This is a genomic window from Robbsia sp. KACC 23696 (assembly GCF_039852015.1).
Classification (GTDB): Bacteria; Pseudomonadota; Gammaproteobacteria; order Burkholderiales; family Burkholderiaceae; genus Robbsia.
Genome location: NZ_CP156626.1, coordinates 230,012 through 243,984 on the forward strand (window position 1 = coordinate 230,012; position 13,973 = coordinate 243,984).

General features: G+C 60.0%; 10 protein-coding genes. 4 read left to right on the plus strand and 6 right to left on the minus strand.

Features of this window, described 5'->3' with window-relative positions; genetic code table 11:
* Nucleotides 1-7 precede the first annotated feature (7 nt).
* On the plus strand, nucleotides 8-1,780 hold the full coding sequence (locus ABEG21_RS00900) for a GMC family oxidoreductase (RefSeq protein ID WP_347555430.1): 1,773 nt from the start codon (nucleotides 8-10) through the stop codon (nucleotides 1,778-1,780).
* 12 nt (nucleotides 1,781-1,792) lie between these two features.
* Entirely contained in the window at nucleotides 1,793-3,091 is a 1,299-nt protein-coding gene (locus ABEG21_RS00905; RefSeq protein WP_347555431.1) for a cytochrome c, read from the plus strand.
* A gap of 49 nt (nucleotides 3,092-3,140) precedes the next feature.
* Here ABEG21_RS00905 and ABEG21_RS00910 read toward each other — a convergent pair whose 3' ends face one another.
* Nucleotides 3,141-4,670 carry a methyl-accepting chemotaxis protein gene (locus tag ABEG21_RS00910; protein ID WP_347555432.1) on the minus strand — a complete coding sequence of 510 codons (1,530 nt, stop codon included), beginning with the start codon at nucleotides 4,668-4,670 and terminating at the stop codon, nucleotides 3,141-3,143.
* Nucleotides 4,671-5,316: 646 nt separating this feature from the next.
* A complete protein-coding gene (locus tag ABEG21_RS00915; RefSeq protein WP_347555433.1) occupies nucleotides 5,317-6,213 on the minus strand; it encodes a transcriptional regulator in 897 nt (298 codons plus the stop codon).
* Between the two features lie 572 nt (nucleotides 6,214-6,785).
* Here ABEG21_RS00915 and ABEG21_RS00920 point away from each other — a divergent pair.
* Nucleotides 6,786-7,928 carry a porin gene (locus tag ABEG21_RS00920; protein ID WP_347555434.1) on the plus strand — a complete coding sequence of 381 codons (1,143 nt, stop codon included), beginning with the start codon at nucleotides 6,786-6,788 and terminating at the stop codon, nucleotides 7,926-7,928.
* 9 nt (nucleotides 7,929-7,937) lie between these two features.
* The gene (locus ABEG21_RS00925; RefSeq protein WP_347555435.1) at nucleotides 7,938-8,777 is read left to right on the plus strand and encodes an oxidoreductase; all 840 of its coding nucleotides are present in this window, start codon (nucleotides 7,938-7,940) and stop codon (nucleotides 8,775-8,777) included.
* 146 nt (nucleotides 8,778-8,923) lie between these two features.
* Here the strand turns inward: ABEG21_RS00925 and ABEG21_RS00930 are convergent, their stop codons facing one another.
* The 4 genes from ABEG21_RS00930 to ABEG21_RS00945 form a co-directional block, all read right to left on the minus strand.
* Nucleotides 8,924-11,482 carry an EAL domain-containing protein gene (locus ABEG21_RS00930; protein WP_347555436.1) on the minus strand — a complete coding sequence of 853 codons (2,559 nt, stop codon included), beginning with the start codon at nucleotides 11,480-11,482 and terminating at the stop codon, nucleotides 8,924-8,926.
* Nucleotides 11,483-11,525: 43 nt separating this feature from the next.
* Nucleotides 11,526-12,242, minus strand: a complete 717-nt coding sequence (locus ABEG21_RS00935; protein ID WP_347555437.1) for a methylamine utilization protein — start codon at nucleotides 12,240-12,242, stop codon at nucleotides 11,526-11,528.
* Nucleotides 12,243-12,323: 81 nt separating this feature from the next.
* Entirely contained in the window at nucleotides 12,324-12,806 is a 483-nt protein-coding gene (locus ABEG21_RS00940; RefSeq protein WP_347555438.1) for a group 1 truncated hemoglobin, read from the minus strand.
* 2 nt (nucleotides 12,807-12,808) lie between these two features.
* A complete protein-coding gene (locus ABEG21_RS00945) occupies nucleotides 12,809-13,786 on the minus strand; it encodes a DUF3034 family protein (RefSeq protein WP_347555439.1) in 978 nt (325 codons plus the stop codon).
* Between the last annotated feature and the right edge of the window lie 187 nt (nucleotides 13,787-13,973).

The following is a 13,973-nucleotide window of genomic DNA, read 5'->3' on the forward strand; positions in this document are numbered from 1 at the left end:
CGCTGACATGAATTACGAACGACCAAAGGCCGATGCGGTCATCGTCGGCCTTGGATGGGCCGGCTCGCTGATGGCCGAAGAGTTGACGCGGGCAGGACTGAATGTCGTTGCCGTAGAGCGCGGCGCATGGGAACAGACCCATACCAATTTCTCGCCCAATATCGCCGCGGATGAGCTGCGCTACGGCGTCCGTCGCGAAGTGCTGAAGCCGCCGCGCGTCGAAACCCTGACCTTTCGGAATAAGCCCAGCGAAACGGCGCTCCCCGGCCGTGATTGGAATATCTGGCAAATGGGTTATAGCGTCGGCGGCGCCGGTAAACATTGGGCCGCCAATGCCTGGCGTTTCAATCCGGCCGATTTCGAGATGGCAACCCGCTGGCGCGATAAATACCACGGCATGAAGCTCGCGGACGGCCTGATCGTGCAGGATTGGGGCGTTTCCTATAACGACCTCGAGCCGCACTATGACCGTTGGGAGAAGATCGCCGGTATCGGCGGGAAGGCGGGCGTACTGAACGGCGAGAAGCAAGCGGGCGGCAATCCGTTCGAAGGCTCACGTCAGAACGAATATCCGACACCGCCGCTGGTGCGTTCGCGTTGGAACGACATTTTTGCCGCGACCACCGAGAAGATGGGCTATCACCCATTTCCGATTCCTGCGGGAACCATCGGTGCGGCCTATACGAATCCGCTCGGCCTCAACCTGGCGCCGTGTACGTATTGCGGATTCTGCGGCTTTTACGGTTGCGGCAACTGGTCCAAATCCTCGCCGAATATCTGTACCGTGCCTGCCTTGATGACGCGCACCAACTTCACCTTGCTGACGGAATGCACGGTGATGCGGGCCGAAAAGGCGAAAGACGGCAAGACGGTCAGCGGTGTCACTTTTCTAGACAGCGACGGGAATACCGGCTTCCAACCTGCGGACATCGTCGTGTTTTCCGCCTACCAATTGGATAACGTGCGCCTGCTGCTGTTGTCGGAGCTTGGCAAGCCCTACAACCCCGCAACGCGCGAGGGTGTCGTCGGACGGGCCTACAACTACCAGACGATGTCGTACGGCTTTATGTACTTCGAAAATGAACAGATGAATCCCTTCATTTCGACCGGTGCACTGTCTACGCAGATCGACGACTTCAATGCGGACAATTTCGATCACAGCCAGTTGGGTTTCCTGGGCGGTGCCGGTATCCAGGCGCTGTCCGATCAAGGCACGCCTATCGGCATGACCGATCGCGTGCCCCCGGGAACGAAAATGTGGGGCTCCTCCTGGAAGCGCGCATTTCAGAAGAGCTATCAGAACTACGGCAAGATTCAGGGTCAGGGCACATCGTATTCGCATAACGATGCCTTCCTTTCCTTGGACCCGACGTATAAGGACGGCAACGGTCAGCCGCTGTTGAGCATGACCTTCGACTACAACGACAACGACCGGAAGATGGCGCGCTTCATCAAGGATCGCATCAGCGATATCTGTCGTGCGACCGGTGCGAAGTCGTTCGAAAGCGTGGCCTTTCCCGATCAGCCCAACTCGCCTTTCCGTGGCTATGACAGCTCGCATACCATCGGCGGCGCGGTCATCGGCCTCGACCCTGCGACGTCGGTGCTCAACCGGTATCAGCAGCATTGGGATTACCACAACCTCTTTGTCTGTGGCGCATCCTCGTTTCCGAATAACGGCGGCTATAACCCGACCGGCACGCTCTCGGCACTGACGCTCTGGACGGCAAAGGCCATCATTCACGATTACCTGCGTCAGCCTGGCTCGCTGGTACGATAAGGGGCCGGAAAAATGAATAAGAACATCAAGCGTATCGGCGCGACGGTTGTCGGACTTGGGGTTGTCGCTGCCGTCGCGTACGGCGCCGCCGTCACGTACGATCTGCACCGCCAGGACGGCATCACCGAGGCACCCGATGCGCAGGACGCGACGGACGCGCAAATCGCACGGGGTAAATATGTCGCCTACGCCGCCGATTGCGCGGCGTGCCACACCGTTAGCGGACAGAAGCCCTTTTCGGGTGGTTATGCGCTGCATACGCCGTTTGGTGAGATTCAATCGTCCAATATCACCAGCGACAAAGAAACCGGTATCGGTAACTGGACGTTGAGCCAGTTCGATCGCGCGGTGCGTCACGGCAAGGGATCGCACGGCTATTTGTATCCGGCGATGCCTTACACCGCCTATACCAAGATGAGCGATGGCGACATCCGCGATCTGTGGGCCTATATGCGAACGATACCGGCGGTGAACCGTCCGGTGGTCGAGAACCAACTGCCGTTCCCTTTCAACCAGCGCTGGTCACTCGCCGCGTGGAATGCCTTGTATTTCCATCCGGGGACGTTCCAGCCGGAGAGCGGGCAGAGTGCGGAATACAATCGCGGCGCCTATCTGGTCAACGGCCCCGGGCATTGCGCGGCCTGTCATACCGGCAAGAATTTCCTCGGTGGCGACAGTCCGGCATTCCTCCAAGGGGGGGCGCTTCAAGGCTGGTACGCGCCGGATCTGACGCCGAACGCGCATGTGGGGTTGGGGAACTGGTCGGTTGCGGACCTGACGTCGTATCTGAAGACCGGCTCGAACGACAAGACGGTGTCCTCCGGCCCGATGACCGAGGCCGTCGAAAACTCGACCCAGCATCTGACCGATACGGATCTGAATGCCATCGCGGTGTATCTGACGAGCTTGCCAGCCAGCACCGACAATCGGACGACGCCTGTGGCAGCGGCCGAAAAAACGATGGTGCTCGGCAAGCTTGTCTACGAGAGCCAATGCATTGCCTGTCACGTGTCGAACGGACAGGGCATCCGTCGGATGATCCCGGCGCTGGCGGGCAGCCCGGTCGTCAACGCCAATGACCCGTCGACGTTGTTGCAGATGGTACTGAAGGGCGGCAACGGGCCGCAGACTGCAGGCAATCCGACCGGCGCCGGTATGCCGCGTTTCGACTGGAAGCTCTCGAACGACGACATTGCCGCGGCGCTGACGTATGTCCGCAATGCCTGGGGCAATGCGGCGCCGGCGGTAGACGAGCAGGCCGTTGCAACCGCTCGCTCGCAGCTTCAAGCCAAGGCGTGGAGCGGAAAGTAATCGCCCGCCTTGATCGGCGCGGTCATCCGACCCGCGTCGAAAGCGCGGATTACAGGTGGAACACCGCCACCGCCTCACGCAGCTTGCCGGCTTGGTCTTCGAGCGACTGTGACGCGGCGGTGGCCTCTTCCACGAGCGCCGCGTTCTGCTGCGTCGCTTCGTCCATCTGACCCACGGCCAACGCAACCTGGTCGATGCCGCCGCTCTGTTCCTTCGATGCGGCGGCGATTTCACCCATGATGTCGGTCACGCGCTGCACGGCGCCGATGATATCGGTCATCGTGCGGCCGGCATTGTCCACGAGTGCCGTTCCCGACTGCACGCGATCGACGGACGTATCGATCAATTCCTTGATTTCCTTCGCCGCCGCGGACGAGCGCTGCGCCAAGGTGCGGACTTCCCCTGCCACTACGGCGAAGCCACGCCCTTCCTCGCCGGCGCGCGCGGCTTCCACCGCGGCGTTCAAGGCGAGAATATTCGTCTGGAAGGCGATACCTTCGATGATCGAGATGATGTCGGCGATCTTCGACGAGCTATCGTTGATCTCGCGCATTGTCGTGACGACCTTCGCCACCACTTCGCTGCCCGAGTTCGCGATATGCGAGGCGTTCTCTGCCAGCTTGCTGGCCGCCGATGCGTTGTCGGCGTTCTGCTTCACGGTGCCGGTCAACTGCTCCATGCTCGCTGCGGTTTCCTGCAGCGCCGCCGCCTGCTCTTCGGTACGCGACGACAAATCGAGGTTGCCGGCGGCGATCTGTTGCGTCGCCGAGGCGATGGCTTCACTGCCCGAACGGACCGTGCGGACGGTGTCCACCAGACTCGACCGCATCTTCGACAGGCCACGGAGCAGCAGGCCCATTTCATCGTTCGATGTGATCTTGACCTCGCGGCGCAAATCCCCTGCCGCGATCGCGTCGAAGTGTGCCAGCGCGTCGGCCAACGGTACACCGATCGCGCGATTCAGCGACACCCAGGTGAAGACGGCGATGAGCAAGCCGATCACGATCGCGGCAATCGACGCGTTTCGTACCAGGCGGTACGAGGACGCCGCCTCGTCATAGCCCTTTGTCGCAGCCTGACTTTGAAAGTCGGAAAGCGCCTCATCGGCTTTCAGCGCTTGCAGAAAGACGGTCGGCAGTTTGTCGAAGATGGCCGCTGCTGCGGTCGAATCCTTCGCGCGCACGGCGGCGAAGCCCGCATCGAGAATTTGGTGCAAGGTCGCGTAATACCCATAGGCCGTGTCGGCCAATGCCTGTTCGCCCGGAAGCAGAGGGAGGCTCTTGTAATCCTTCCAGTACTTTTCGGCCAACACACGCGAGTCCAGTGATTGCTGGATGGCCAGGTCGGCAGTCGGCGTGCCCATCGTGATGATGGCGCGGTCGAAGGAAATGCGTTCGCGAAGCAGGGAGGTTTCCGCATGCGCCACGGCCATCATCGACGGCGTCAGCTCGTTATTGCTTTTCTTGAGCGAAAAGTTTGCGTTCGAGAGACCGTAAATGCCGAGGCCGCCGATCGCGATCATTAGCAGTGCGAGCACGGCCATCGCTATCCCGATGCGGCTCTTGATTGTCATGCTCATCTTCATGGTGTTCGTTTGCGTTGCGTGCGAGAACGGCAATGTAGGTCTGCCTGGGATGCTTAGCGGCACACGCGATTGAACCTTGAGCGTTCTATTGTCACGGCTCGTGGGATGTGAAGGCAGGGGGCGGTGGCGGACCGAGAAGGCGACGCATGCGCGCGTGCCGAAAGCCTTATTCTGGCGTGATTTTGTCTTTCATATGATGTTAAGGCCTGCGTATTTATGTGGCTGGAGTGCGACTGGATGTCGCATGGGTGATCGCGTTGAGCTTTATATTGACTTCATGGCATGCGGTCAGCAGGTCGCTAACGATTCTGTCGTCGACAATCAAGCATCCCTCATATTCGGCTACATTTCGAATGTCATGACATTTCGATAGGATCCGCCAAACCTCCGGCCCCAGTCCCAAAGTGTGGGTAGTAATTGAAATACCAGGAAGCGATTCGTTGAGCGATATCCATTCCAACGTAGCGCGGCAAGACACAAAGCGTGCGCGGCGTTATAGGCCAGATCGAATTGACTCTCGATCGAGAGTGAGGCGTTCAGTGCGTCTTTCAATCGCGCGTTGCCGGAGCGCTTTAAACCTTCGAATTCCTTAGCGTCGACACGCTCCGGTTTCAGCGGCTTGCCGGGGCCGCTCAGACTCTCAAGCGGGCAAGTCACCTGCGCCCCCCCATACCCATATTTTTGGTTGATCCAATACCCTTGTTAGAAAAGATTCCTGCGCAAGTAATCGTTTCGTAAATGCTTCGCGCGTAAGTATCGTCGGATTGATTGGCCGGCCGAGTCGAACGGCGGTGTCTTCAAGCGCTCCGAATACATCCGCATACGTGACGTGGTCGCTGATTAGCATCAAGTCAATATCGCTACTCGCGGTGTCGCTCGCTTTAGCGATCGATCCATAGACGAAAGCGGCGATGAGATGGGCATGTAGCGGACCAAGCGCATTTCGCAGCGGCTCCCCCAGCCCGATGGTTTTCTGCACGATCGAACGGAGTTCTTCAAAAATCGGAGTGTTCGGATTCGCTTGATAATGTTTCTGGTTGCCGATCGATTTCACCGTTACCAATCCGCTTTGCACGAGATTTGCCAGTTCCCGCTGCACGGATCCGGTTCCGCTGCCAACGAGGGAAATGATTTCCGTCGTGTAAAAGGAACGGCTTGCTTGCCCAAACAGCAATCCTAAGACTTGCCGCTTTGTTCCCGAAAACAATGCGTCCGCCAGCCCGCTGTATGAAGCCATGGCAAAGTCTTTTATACCCAGATTGGGTTTGATTATACCTAATTTGGGTATATTGGTGCCGAAAAGAGCGCTGGAAATAGATGAGCCGTGCGCCACGTCGCCGCGCGAAGGTTGGACGGGGGCGTGCTTCACAACGGCGTGCATTGGCGTTTTCTCTGTAAAGGAGGCACTTTTCGGGTCAACGACGCCGATCGCTGCTTTTACTACGATGGGGCAGGATAGCGCCGACTCGGTTGCCCCCACAATCAGACGTCTCCTAAAACATGCCTTCCGCGCACGATAAATATGGGAAAAGGCCATTCGGCCCATTCCAGTCAATAACCCCGAAAGTTACGGCGACCGGTCTTAAACGACTGCAACGTCACTGAAACGCCATATGCGCTTTCTACAGTAGTGCTTGAAATACGAGAGCCCATCTCACCGCCTTCCTCCGGACACGACGTGGATTGCAATGAGCTGCCCTATTGATAATCCCATACGTGCTTCGCCGCTAACGCAGCCGGTGGGGGATCGTTTCGCCGAAAGCGTGGATGCAAAGCGTGACCTCTTCTGTCTGGAACCTGCGTCGGGCACGAAAAACCTGGTTCCCCGCGATGGCGATGCTGCTCGGCCTGGCCGTTATGCCGGACGACCTGGCCGCGGAGCCCGTAACGCCTTATGTCCAACGAAAGACGCCGCCGCGTGTCGCATCACGCTGCCATGGGTGCAAACGGCTCGCACGCATGGGACGTCTATCGACTCGCACAGGATACGACCGCAAGATGGACGCGGAGCAGAAAAGGCGAAAGGCCTTTACTGCAGACGCTTTTCAGAACGCATCGCCTACGCCTTGGGGCGTGCAGAAAACATTGCGATCCACGCGTCGCGTCGCGATGAATCGCCGTAAATGGTATGAACGTGTCACCGTTCGCGGCTATACCCAGGTTCGTTTCAACGCGATCCGCGACCACGCGGCAGATGACGAATTACACGATCGCTACATCGCTGCATACAGAGGGTTCGGCATTCGTCGTTCTCGCATCATTTTCAGTGGCGACGTGCATCGCTACCTGTCGGTCTATTTGCAGCCCGATTTTGCAAGCTTTCCCGGCCCATCGGGCGCCCCCAATATCGGTGAATTCAGAGACGCCTATGCCGACGTGTATTTCAACCACGCACAGACCTTCCGGTTTCGCCTCGGGCAATCGTCCGTGCCGTATGGCTGGGAGACCTTGCAATCCAGTCAAAATCGACTCGCGCTCGACCGTGTCGATGCCCTCGATACGGCCGGCCGAGACGGGCGAGACATCGGCCTGTTCTTTTACTACGTACCCGCGGCGATTCGGGCACGCTTCGCGCATCTGCTGGCCTCGGGGCTGGGAGGCAGTGGCGACTTTGGTGTTGTCGGCGTAGGTGTCTACAACGGGCAAGGTGCGAATCGGATGGCGCGAGCCGGTAGTCAGCACATGGCTGCTCGTGTCACTTATCCCTTCCTGATGCCGAATGGACAATACATCGAGATAGGCGCCAGCGCCTATTCCGGGCGCTTTGTCACCGGACGACGACGGACGCTACTTCTCGGCAGTGAACGCATGACGCCGGTCGACGTTTTTTCCGCGCAGCGCAACAACGACCAACGCCTTGCACTGCATTTCATCTACTATCCGCAACCCTTCGGCATTCAAGTGGAATGGACCGCAGGGTATGGGCCGCAACTGGAGTCGGATAGCGGCCTGATCACGCGCCAGCGCTTGCACGGCGGCTACGTTCAATTGATGTACCGCTTCCAAAGCCACACGATGGCTATGGTGATCCCTTATGTAAAATGGCAAAGGTATCGCGGGGCGTCGAAGTTCGAGGCGAACAGCCCCGCCATGCGCGTCGATGAAATCGAGATGGGTGCCCGATGGCAGCCGTGCAAGTCGGTGGAAATAACGACGACCTATTCTCGCGTGCAACGGACGAACGCTCGCACCCGACCTTACAGCTTCATAAACGGACACTTTCTGCGCCTGCAGCTGCAGGCCAGTTACTAGGAGCGTGACATGGCATCGCCTATGCGTACTTGGTTGATTACCGGATGCTCGACAGGACTTGGTCGGAGCCTTGCCGAAGTATTGATCGAAAAAGGGGAACAGGTCATCGCGACGGCACGGAACCCGGCGTCGCTATCGGATCTGGTCGCGGGTCACGGCAATGCGCACGCGCTGAAGCTGGATGTGACGTCGGCGAGCGATATCGCAGACGTGCTGGCTTACGCGGACCGCGAACTGGGTGGGATCGATGTGCTCGTGAACAATGCCGGTTATGGCTATATCGCGTCGGTCGAAGAGGCGGAGGAGACCGAATATCGCGCGCTTTTCGAGACAAACCTCTTTGGCCTGATCGAGGTCACGCGCGCCGTGCTTCCCGGCCTGCGTGCGAAAGGCGCCGGACATATCCTGAATATCTCGTCGGTCGGTGGGATGATGGGCAATATCGGATCCGCCTACTACGCCGGCACCAAATTCGCGCTGGTGGGCTTCTCGGAAGCACTGTCCAAGGAAGTCGCGGAACTCGGGATCAAGGTCACCGTCGTCGCACCGGGACCATTCCGGACCGACTGGGCGGGGCGTTCGCTGAAGACGGCACCCAAGCGTATCGATGCCTATGCGGATACCGTACATCGCCGCATCGATGGCATGGAGAAGACGAGTGGCGCGCAGGCCGGCGACCCGGTGCGTGCGGCCGAGGCGATGATCGCCGCGGTCGATAGCCCGAAGCCGCCCTTGCATCTGATTCTCGGAGAGTCGGGCCTGACGCGGGTGCGTGAGCACCTGGTCGCCTTGCAAGCCGAAATCGACGATTGGGCCGAGGTCAGCATCAGCGCCGACTTTCCGAAGTAAGGTGTGTGGCAGCGTTTTAGCCGAGGCTTTCCGGCACCATGACCGTGACATCGATCTCGCCACGATATTCACACTAAAGCCTCCCTTCGACACCTGGTCGAAACCTGAGGGGAGTGGGCGTGGGCGCGCCGCCGCCCCGCCCGCTGTTAGATGGATTCGATACCCTGTTCGTGGCGTGGCATGCCGGCGTGTGCGACCGTGCTCGCCGAAGCGATATGCGGCGTCGCCGTGGCATTGCTCGCCGCTTGCACGGCGGCAGCCACCACCGCTTCCGATTGCAGCTTCGCATCCCACTCTGCCAACCAGACTTCGAGACGATCGGGGGGCAGCGGTCGGCTCAGGTGATAGCCCTGCGCCAGGTCGCAATTCAAATCGCGCAACTGATTCAGCACTTCGACATTCTCGACGCCTTCCGCCACGACCTTCAGGCCCATGTTGTGGCCGAGATCGATCGTCGAGCGGACGATGGTTTCGTCGCTCATATGCTCGGCCATCCCCATCACAAACGTCCGATCGATCTTCAATTCATGCACCGGCATCCGCTTCAAGTAGGCCAGTGACGAATAGCCGGTGCCGAAGTCGTCGATCGACAGGCGGATGCCCAGCGCATACAACTTGTCCAAGGTGGCAATCGCATGGGCGGGATCGTCGATGATCGCGCTTTCCGTGATTTCCAGCCATACCAGGTGCGGCGGCACTTTGTACTTCGCCAGCAAGGTCGTGACCTTTGCCGGCAGGGACGTGTGGATCAGGTCGCGCGCGGACACATTGACGGAGATCGCCAGCTCGACGCCACGGGACAACCATTCCGCGCACTGCGAGATCGCCCGTTCGATGACCCAGTTCGTGATCGCCTTGATATAGCCGGTCTGTTCGGCAAACGGAATGAACTGGTCGGGCGGGACGAAGCCGCGGACCGGATGCTCCCAGCGTACCAACGCTTCGACGTATTTGACTTCGGACGTCGACAGGTCCACTTTCGGTTGATAGAACAGCATCAATTCGTTCTGTTCCACCGCTTGCCGCAATTCGCTCATCAGCGACAGACGGTCTGCACGGTTTTTGTCGTACTTGTCATCGAACGCCATGCGCCCAAGATTGCCGCGTTTTGCCACATACATCGCGATGTCGGCGCGGCGCAGCAACACGCTCGCGTCGGTGCCGTCCTTCGGGAAGGAGGCGATGCCGATGCTCGCCCCGACGTCGACGAACTGCTGCTCGATGAAGATCGGCTGCTCGAGCATTTTCAGAATCAGATCGGCGATGATGACGGCGGCATCGCTGTTCATGCCCGGCAGCAGGATGGCGAATTCATCGCCGCCCAGGCGCGCGACCATATCGGTGTGCGGCGCCAAGGCATCGCGCAGCCGGCTGGCGGCTTCGCGCAACAGCTCGTCGCCGATATGATGGCCGAGCGTGTCGTTGACGTATTTGAATCGGTCGAGGTCCATCACCATCAGACTGAACGGCGGCAGTTGCTCGATCGAGAACCCTTCCGGCAAGGGCTCGTCCCCATGTTCCGGCTGAATGCCGGAAGCGGACACCGCTTGCCCGCGTTCGATCGTACGGGCCGGCAGCAACGCGGCGTCGAGCCGTTCGGCAAAACGGGCGCGGTTCGGCAAGCGCGTCAGGCGATCGGTGTAGGCGAGGTCGGTGATGCGATGCTCGCGTTCCGAAATGCCTTGCTGCATCGTATTGAACGCCTGCGCCAACTGACCGATCTCGCTGTCGTACGGAATCTGGATGGGCTCCGAGTAGTCGCCATGGCCCACGCGTCGCGAGAAACGCGTCAGGGCGCCGATCGGCCGGGTGACGCTGCGCGCGGTCCACAGGCTGGCGAGCACCGACATGATGAGGCCGAGAATCGTGATGCCGAGCAACGCGGTTTGCAGGCGGCGGAAAGGCTGCAAGGCGTCCGTCAGCGAGCGTTGCAGCAGCACGGCGAGCGGCGCCGATGAGCCGGTATCGCGCAGATGCACTAGCCGGCTGACGTAGTCGCGGTCCCCGCCATCCCAACGGGTCGCATCCGAGCTTTTGCCATGTTCATCCTGTGCCGGCGCGACCGGGAGCGAACTGGCCAGCGCCTCCCAGTGGTGATGCGCGTCGCGTGCCATGAACGAAACGTCGAGCGAAAGCAACGCCGACATTTCTTTCGCCGTGGCGGCGTCGATCGCGAAACCCATGCCGATATAGCCGATCGTCAACGGCGCCTTCACCGGCACGGCGACGATCTGATAAAGCTGGCCATGCAGCACGCCGATCATGCGGGCGGAGCCATCGCGCGCCGCGTCGCGGATCATCTCCGGAAACGGAAATACCTCGCCTGGCAACGCCGGGCCGGCGGTATCGGCGATCAGCTTGCCGCTGGTATCGGCCAGCATTGTCAGATCGGCGTGAATGCGGTCGCCGTGGTTTTTCAGGGCCGAGCCGATCGTCTTGATATCGTTCGACGCCACGGCCGACCGGAAACCGAAGTCGTCCGATACCACGGTGGCGGCTTCCACCAGGCGTTGACCGTTCGAGTCCAGTACCTCATTGAGAACGCGATCGGCTACCGCGAGTTCGGCGCTCGCATTGGAATACGCGTTCGTCCTGATCACGGAACTGATGATGAAGAAGCCGGCAATCTGCACGACCAGCATCAACAAGACAATCATGAACGCGATGCGGGCGCGAAGACTATGGAAAGGCATGCGGATCAACATGGCAGGCGCCTCGATGCGCTGCGGTGTCCCGTGACCGGGCAGGTCACGACGACGGCTTCAATTCCACGCGCAGGCTGGCGTTGCCCGTGGTGTTGGCCGCGCCTGCGGTAATCGGCTGCGTCACCCGTCCGTTCGGATCGGTCATCTGGTAATGCCAGGCGGTCAGCGAATAGGCGCCTTGCGGCAGTTTGTTCAATTGCGCGACACCGCTACTGTCGGTCTTCGCGAAATACGGCGTATCCACCACCATCAGATAAGCCAGCATCTGATCGTGGATATTGCAGCCCATCACCACCAGACCGCTTTTGTCGAATACGACCGGCTTGGCGTGCGTGCCGTGATACAGGTGCAAATCGAAGCGCTTGGCGTCCGAGAACGAATAGACGTCGTGCTCGATATCGTCTTTATTCGGAAACGTGACCGATGTGCCGGTCTGAATCACGGACACCAACGGTACGAACTTGCGCTTGATCTGATCGATCGTTGCCGTGCCGGTGGTGGTCGGCGCCATGGTCTCGCCGGACGGGATCGCCCAGACCACGGCGTCGGCGACGGCGGCACCGCTTTGATCGGCAACCTTAACCTGCAGTGTCGCTGCCGTCGCAGCACGGTTCGCCGATGTCAAACCCAAGGTCAAGGCCAGGGCAAGGGTCAGGCCGAGCAGCGTTCGTCCTGCGCCTGCGTGGCGCACGGTGCGGCGTGCGGGCGATTGCTCCGGAGACGCCGGCAGCAAAAACGACGAGTGAGCAAGGGGGCACATAGGGGCGGTCCTTCCGGGCGTTTCGCCCGGAATTGAGCGCGTCCATACCGGATAACGGTCGCGCACTGAAAATCTTTACGGTTACTGACGATCCTGGATATCGCGGTACATCGGCGCCAACTTGGCCAACAGTTTGTTCTGCAAGCGGAACGGGATACCGTGCTTGTCCATCGCTTTCTGAAGATCTTCGATGGTGGCATCGAAGGCAACGCGATTGATGCCGTCGCCCGCGTGCGTTTGCTTCATTGAACGGCCAGTATAGGTGCAGCCGCCGTCGAGCAACATGCAGAATTGCTCGCCCAACAAGCGTTTGACGCGCGTAAGCGACACCCCGTCGAAGTAGTCTTTCGTGCGCGGATCGGCCAGCAGATTGGCATAGAAGTCGTCGATGATCTTCGTCATGTTTGCCTCCCCGCCAAACTGCTGATACAGCGTTTCGGCGGCGTGGGCCGGTTGGGCGAATACCATCGCACCGGTGACGACCGCGGCGCTGCACAGCAGCGCTCGCAACGGCGGCATCGGATGGGCAAATGCCCGCGAGAGGGAAAGGGATGCGCGGCGCATGGTCAGAATCCTACCTGGGCGGAACCGTAGACGCCGCGTTGGCGGCGGAACGTGGCGATGTCGCCTAAGTCAACATAGGCCAAAGTGAAGGAGAAATGCTTGGTCGGCGCCCAGGCAACAAACGCGTCATACGCATCCTGCTCACGGGCGAATCCCAGATTATTGGGTTTCATCCGATACTCGACGCCTACGGCGACGGACTTGGCCAACAAATAGGCGGCCGACGCTTCGAACGCGGCCTTGTAAGCATTCGACTTGTCGCCGCCGAACCCGAGAATGCCGAACTGGTTTGCCTTGGTCATGCGCAACGTGCCGTTCAACAACAGACTCTGCGCCAACAGCAGTTTGGTCGCGGATACATAGAAATCGGTGCCCGAATCGCTGCGCGCGCCGAGTGCCTTCACCAGTGCGCCATTGTTGTTGTGCTTGTATTGCATCCCGACTGCAATCTGCGGCACCCACGTGTCCTGATCCAGAATCGCATCGCCGAGGACGCGCACCTTGATGCCGAACGTGTCCATATTGATGCGGTAGTCAGTGCCCAGGCCCAATGCGGCGCCCGCGGCGCGGGTATTCAGTTGCTGATGCGCGATCGACAGCTCGACGCGGTTGGCAATGCCGATCTCGGCACCATAGCTGCTGATCGCGAAATCCTGCGTCTGCACATATGTGGCATGGGCATTGCCGCCTACTTGGCTCGCCGTGCCATAACCGCCGATCACGGCCCAGGGCGTCAGTCCGCCGCCGGCGGATCCTTCGATCTGGGACACGCCCCCGGTCAGCAGCAACTTGCCGCCGAAGTCCGCCGTTCCGGCAGTCCCGGTGAGGCCGGCATGGTCGGACGCATCCGATGCGTCAGATGCCGTCGGCACTTGCGCCACGGCATTGAGCGATGTCGCAAGCAACAGCGCTGCCGCCAGTAGCGGCAACCTTGCGCGCAATACGAGCGCAATCGGGAAAAGGGATGTCGTAGGCATCATCGTACGGTACAGGCGGGGCGGTAAAAACGACTGCACGACGCTGGGTCGGGCGTCCGGCGCTGTGGGCCTTTTAGATAACGGATGGCCGAGCGACTATCTTGAATAAAATCACGATCGGAAAACATTGCCGATAGTCCGGCTGTCCGGCCGCGCGTCTATTTGCGCGCCGAGGCGGCGCGTCTTTCCG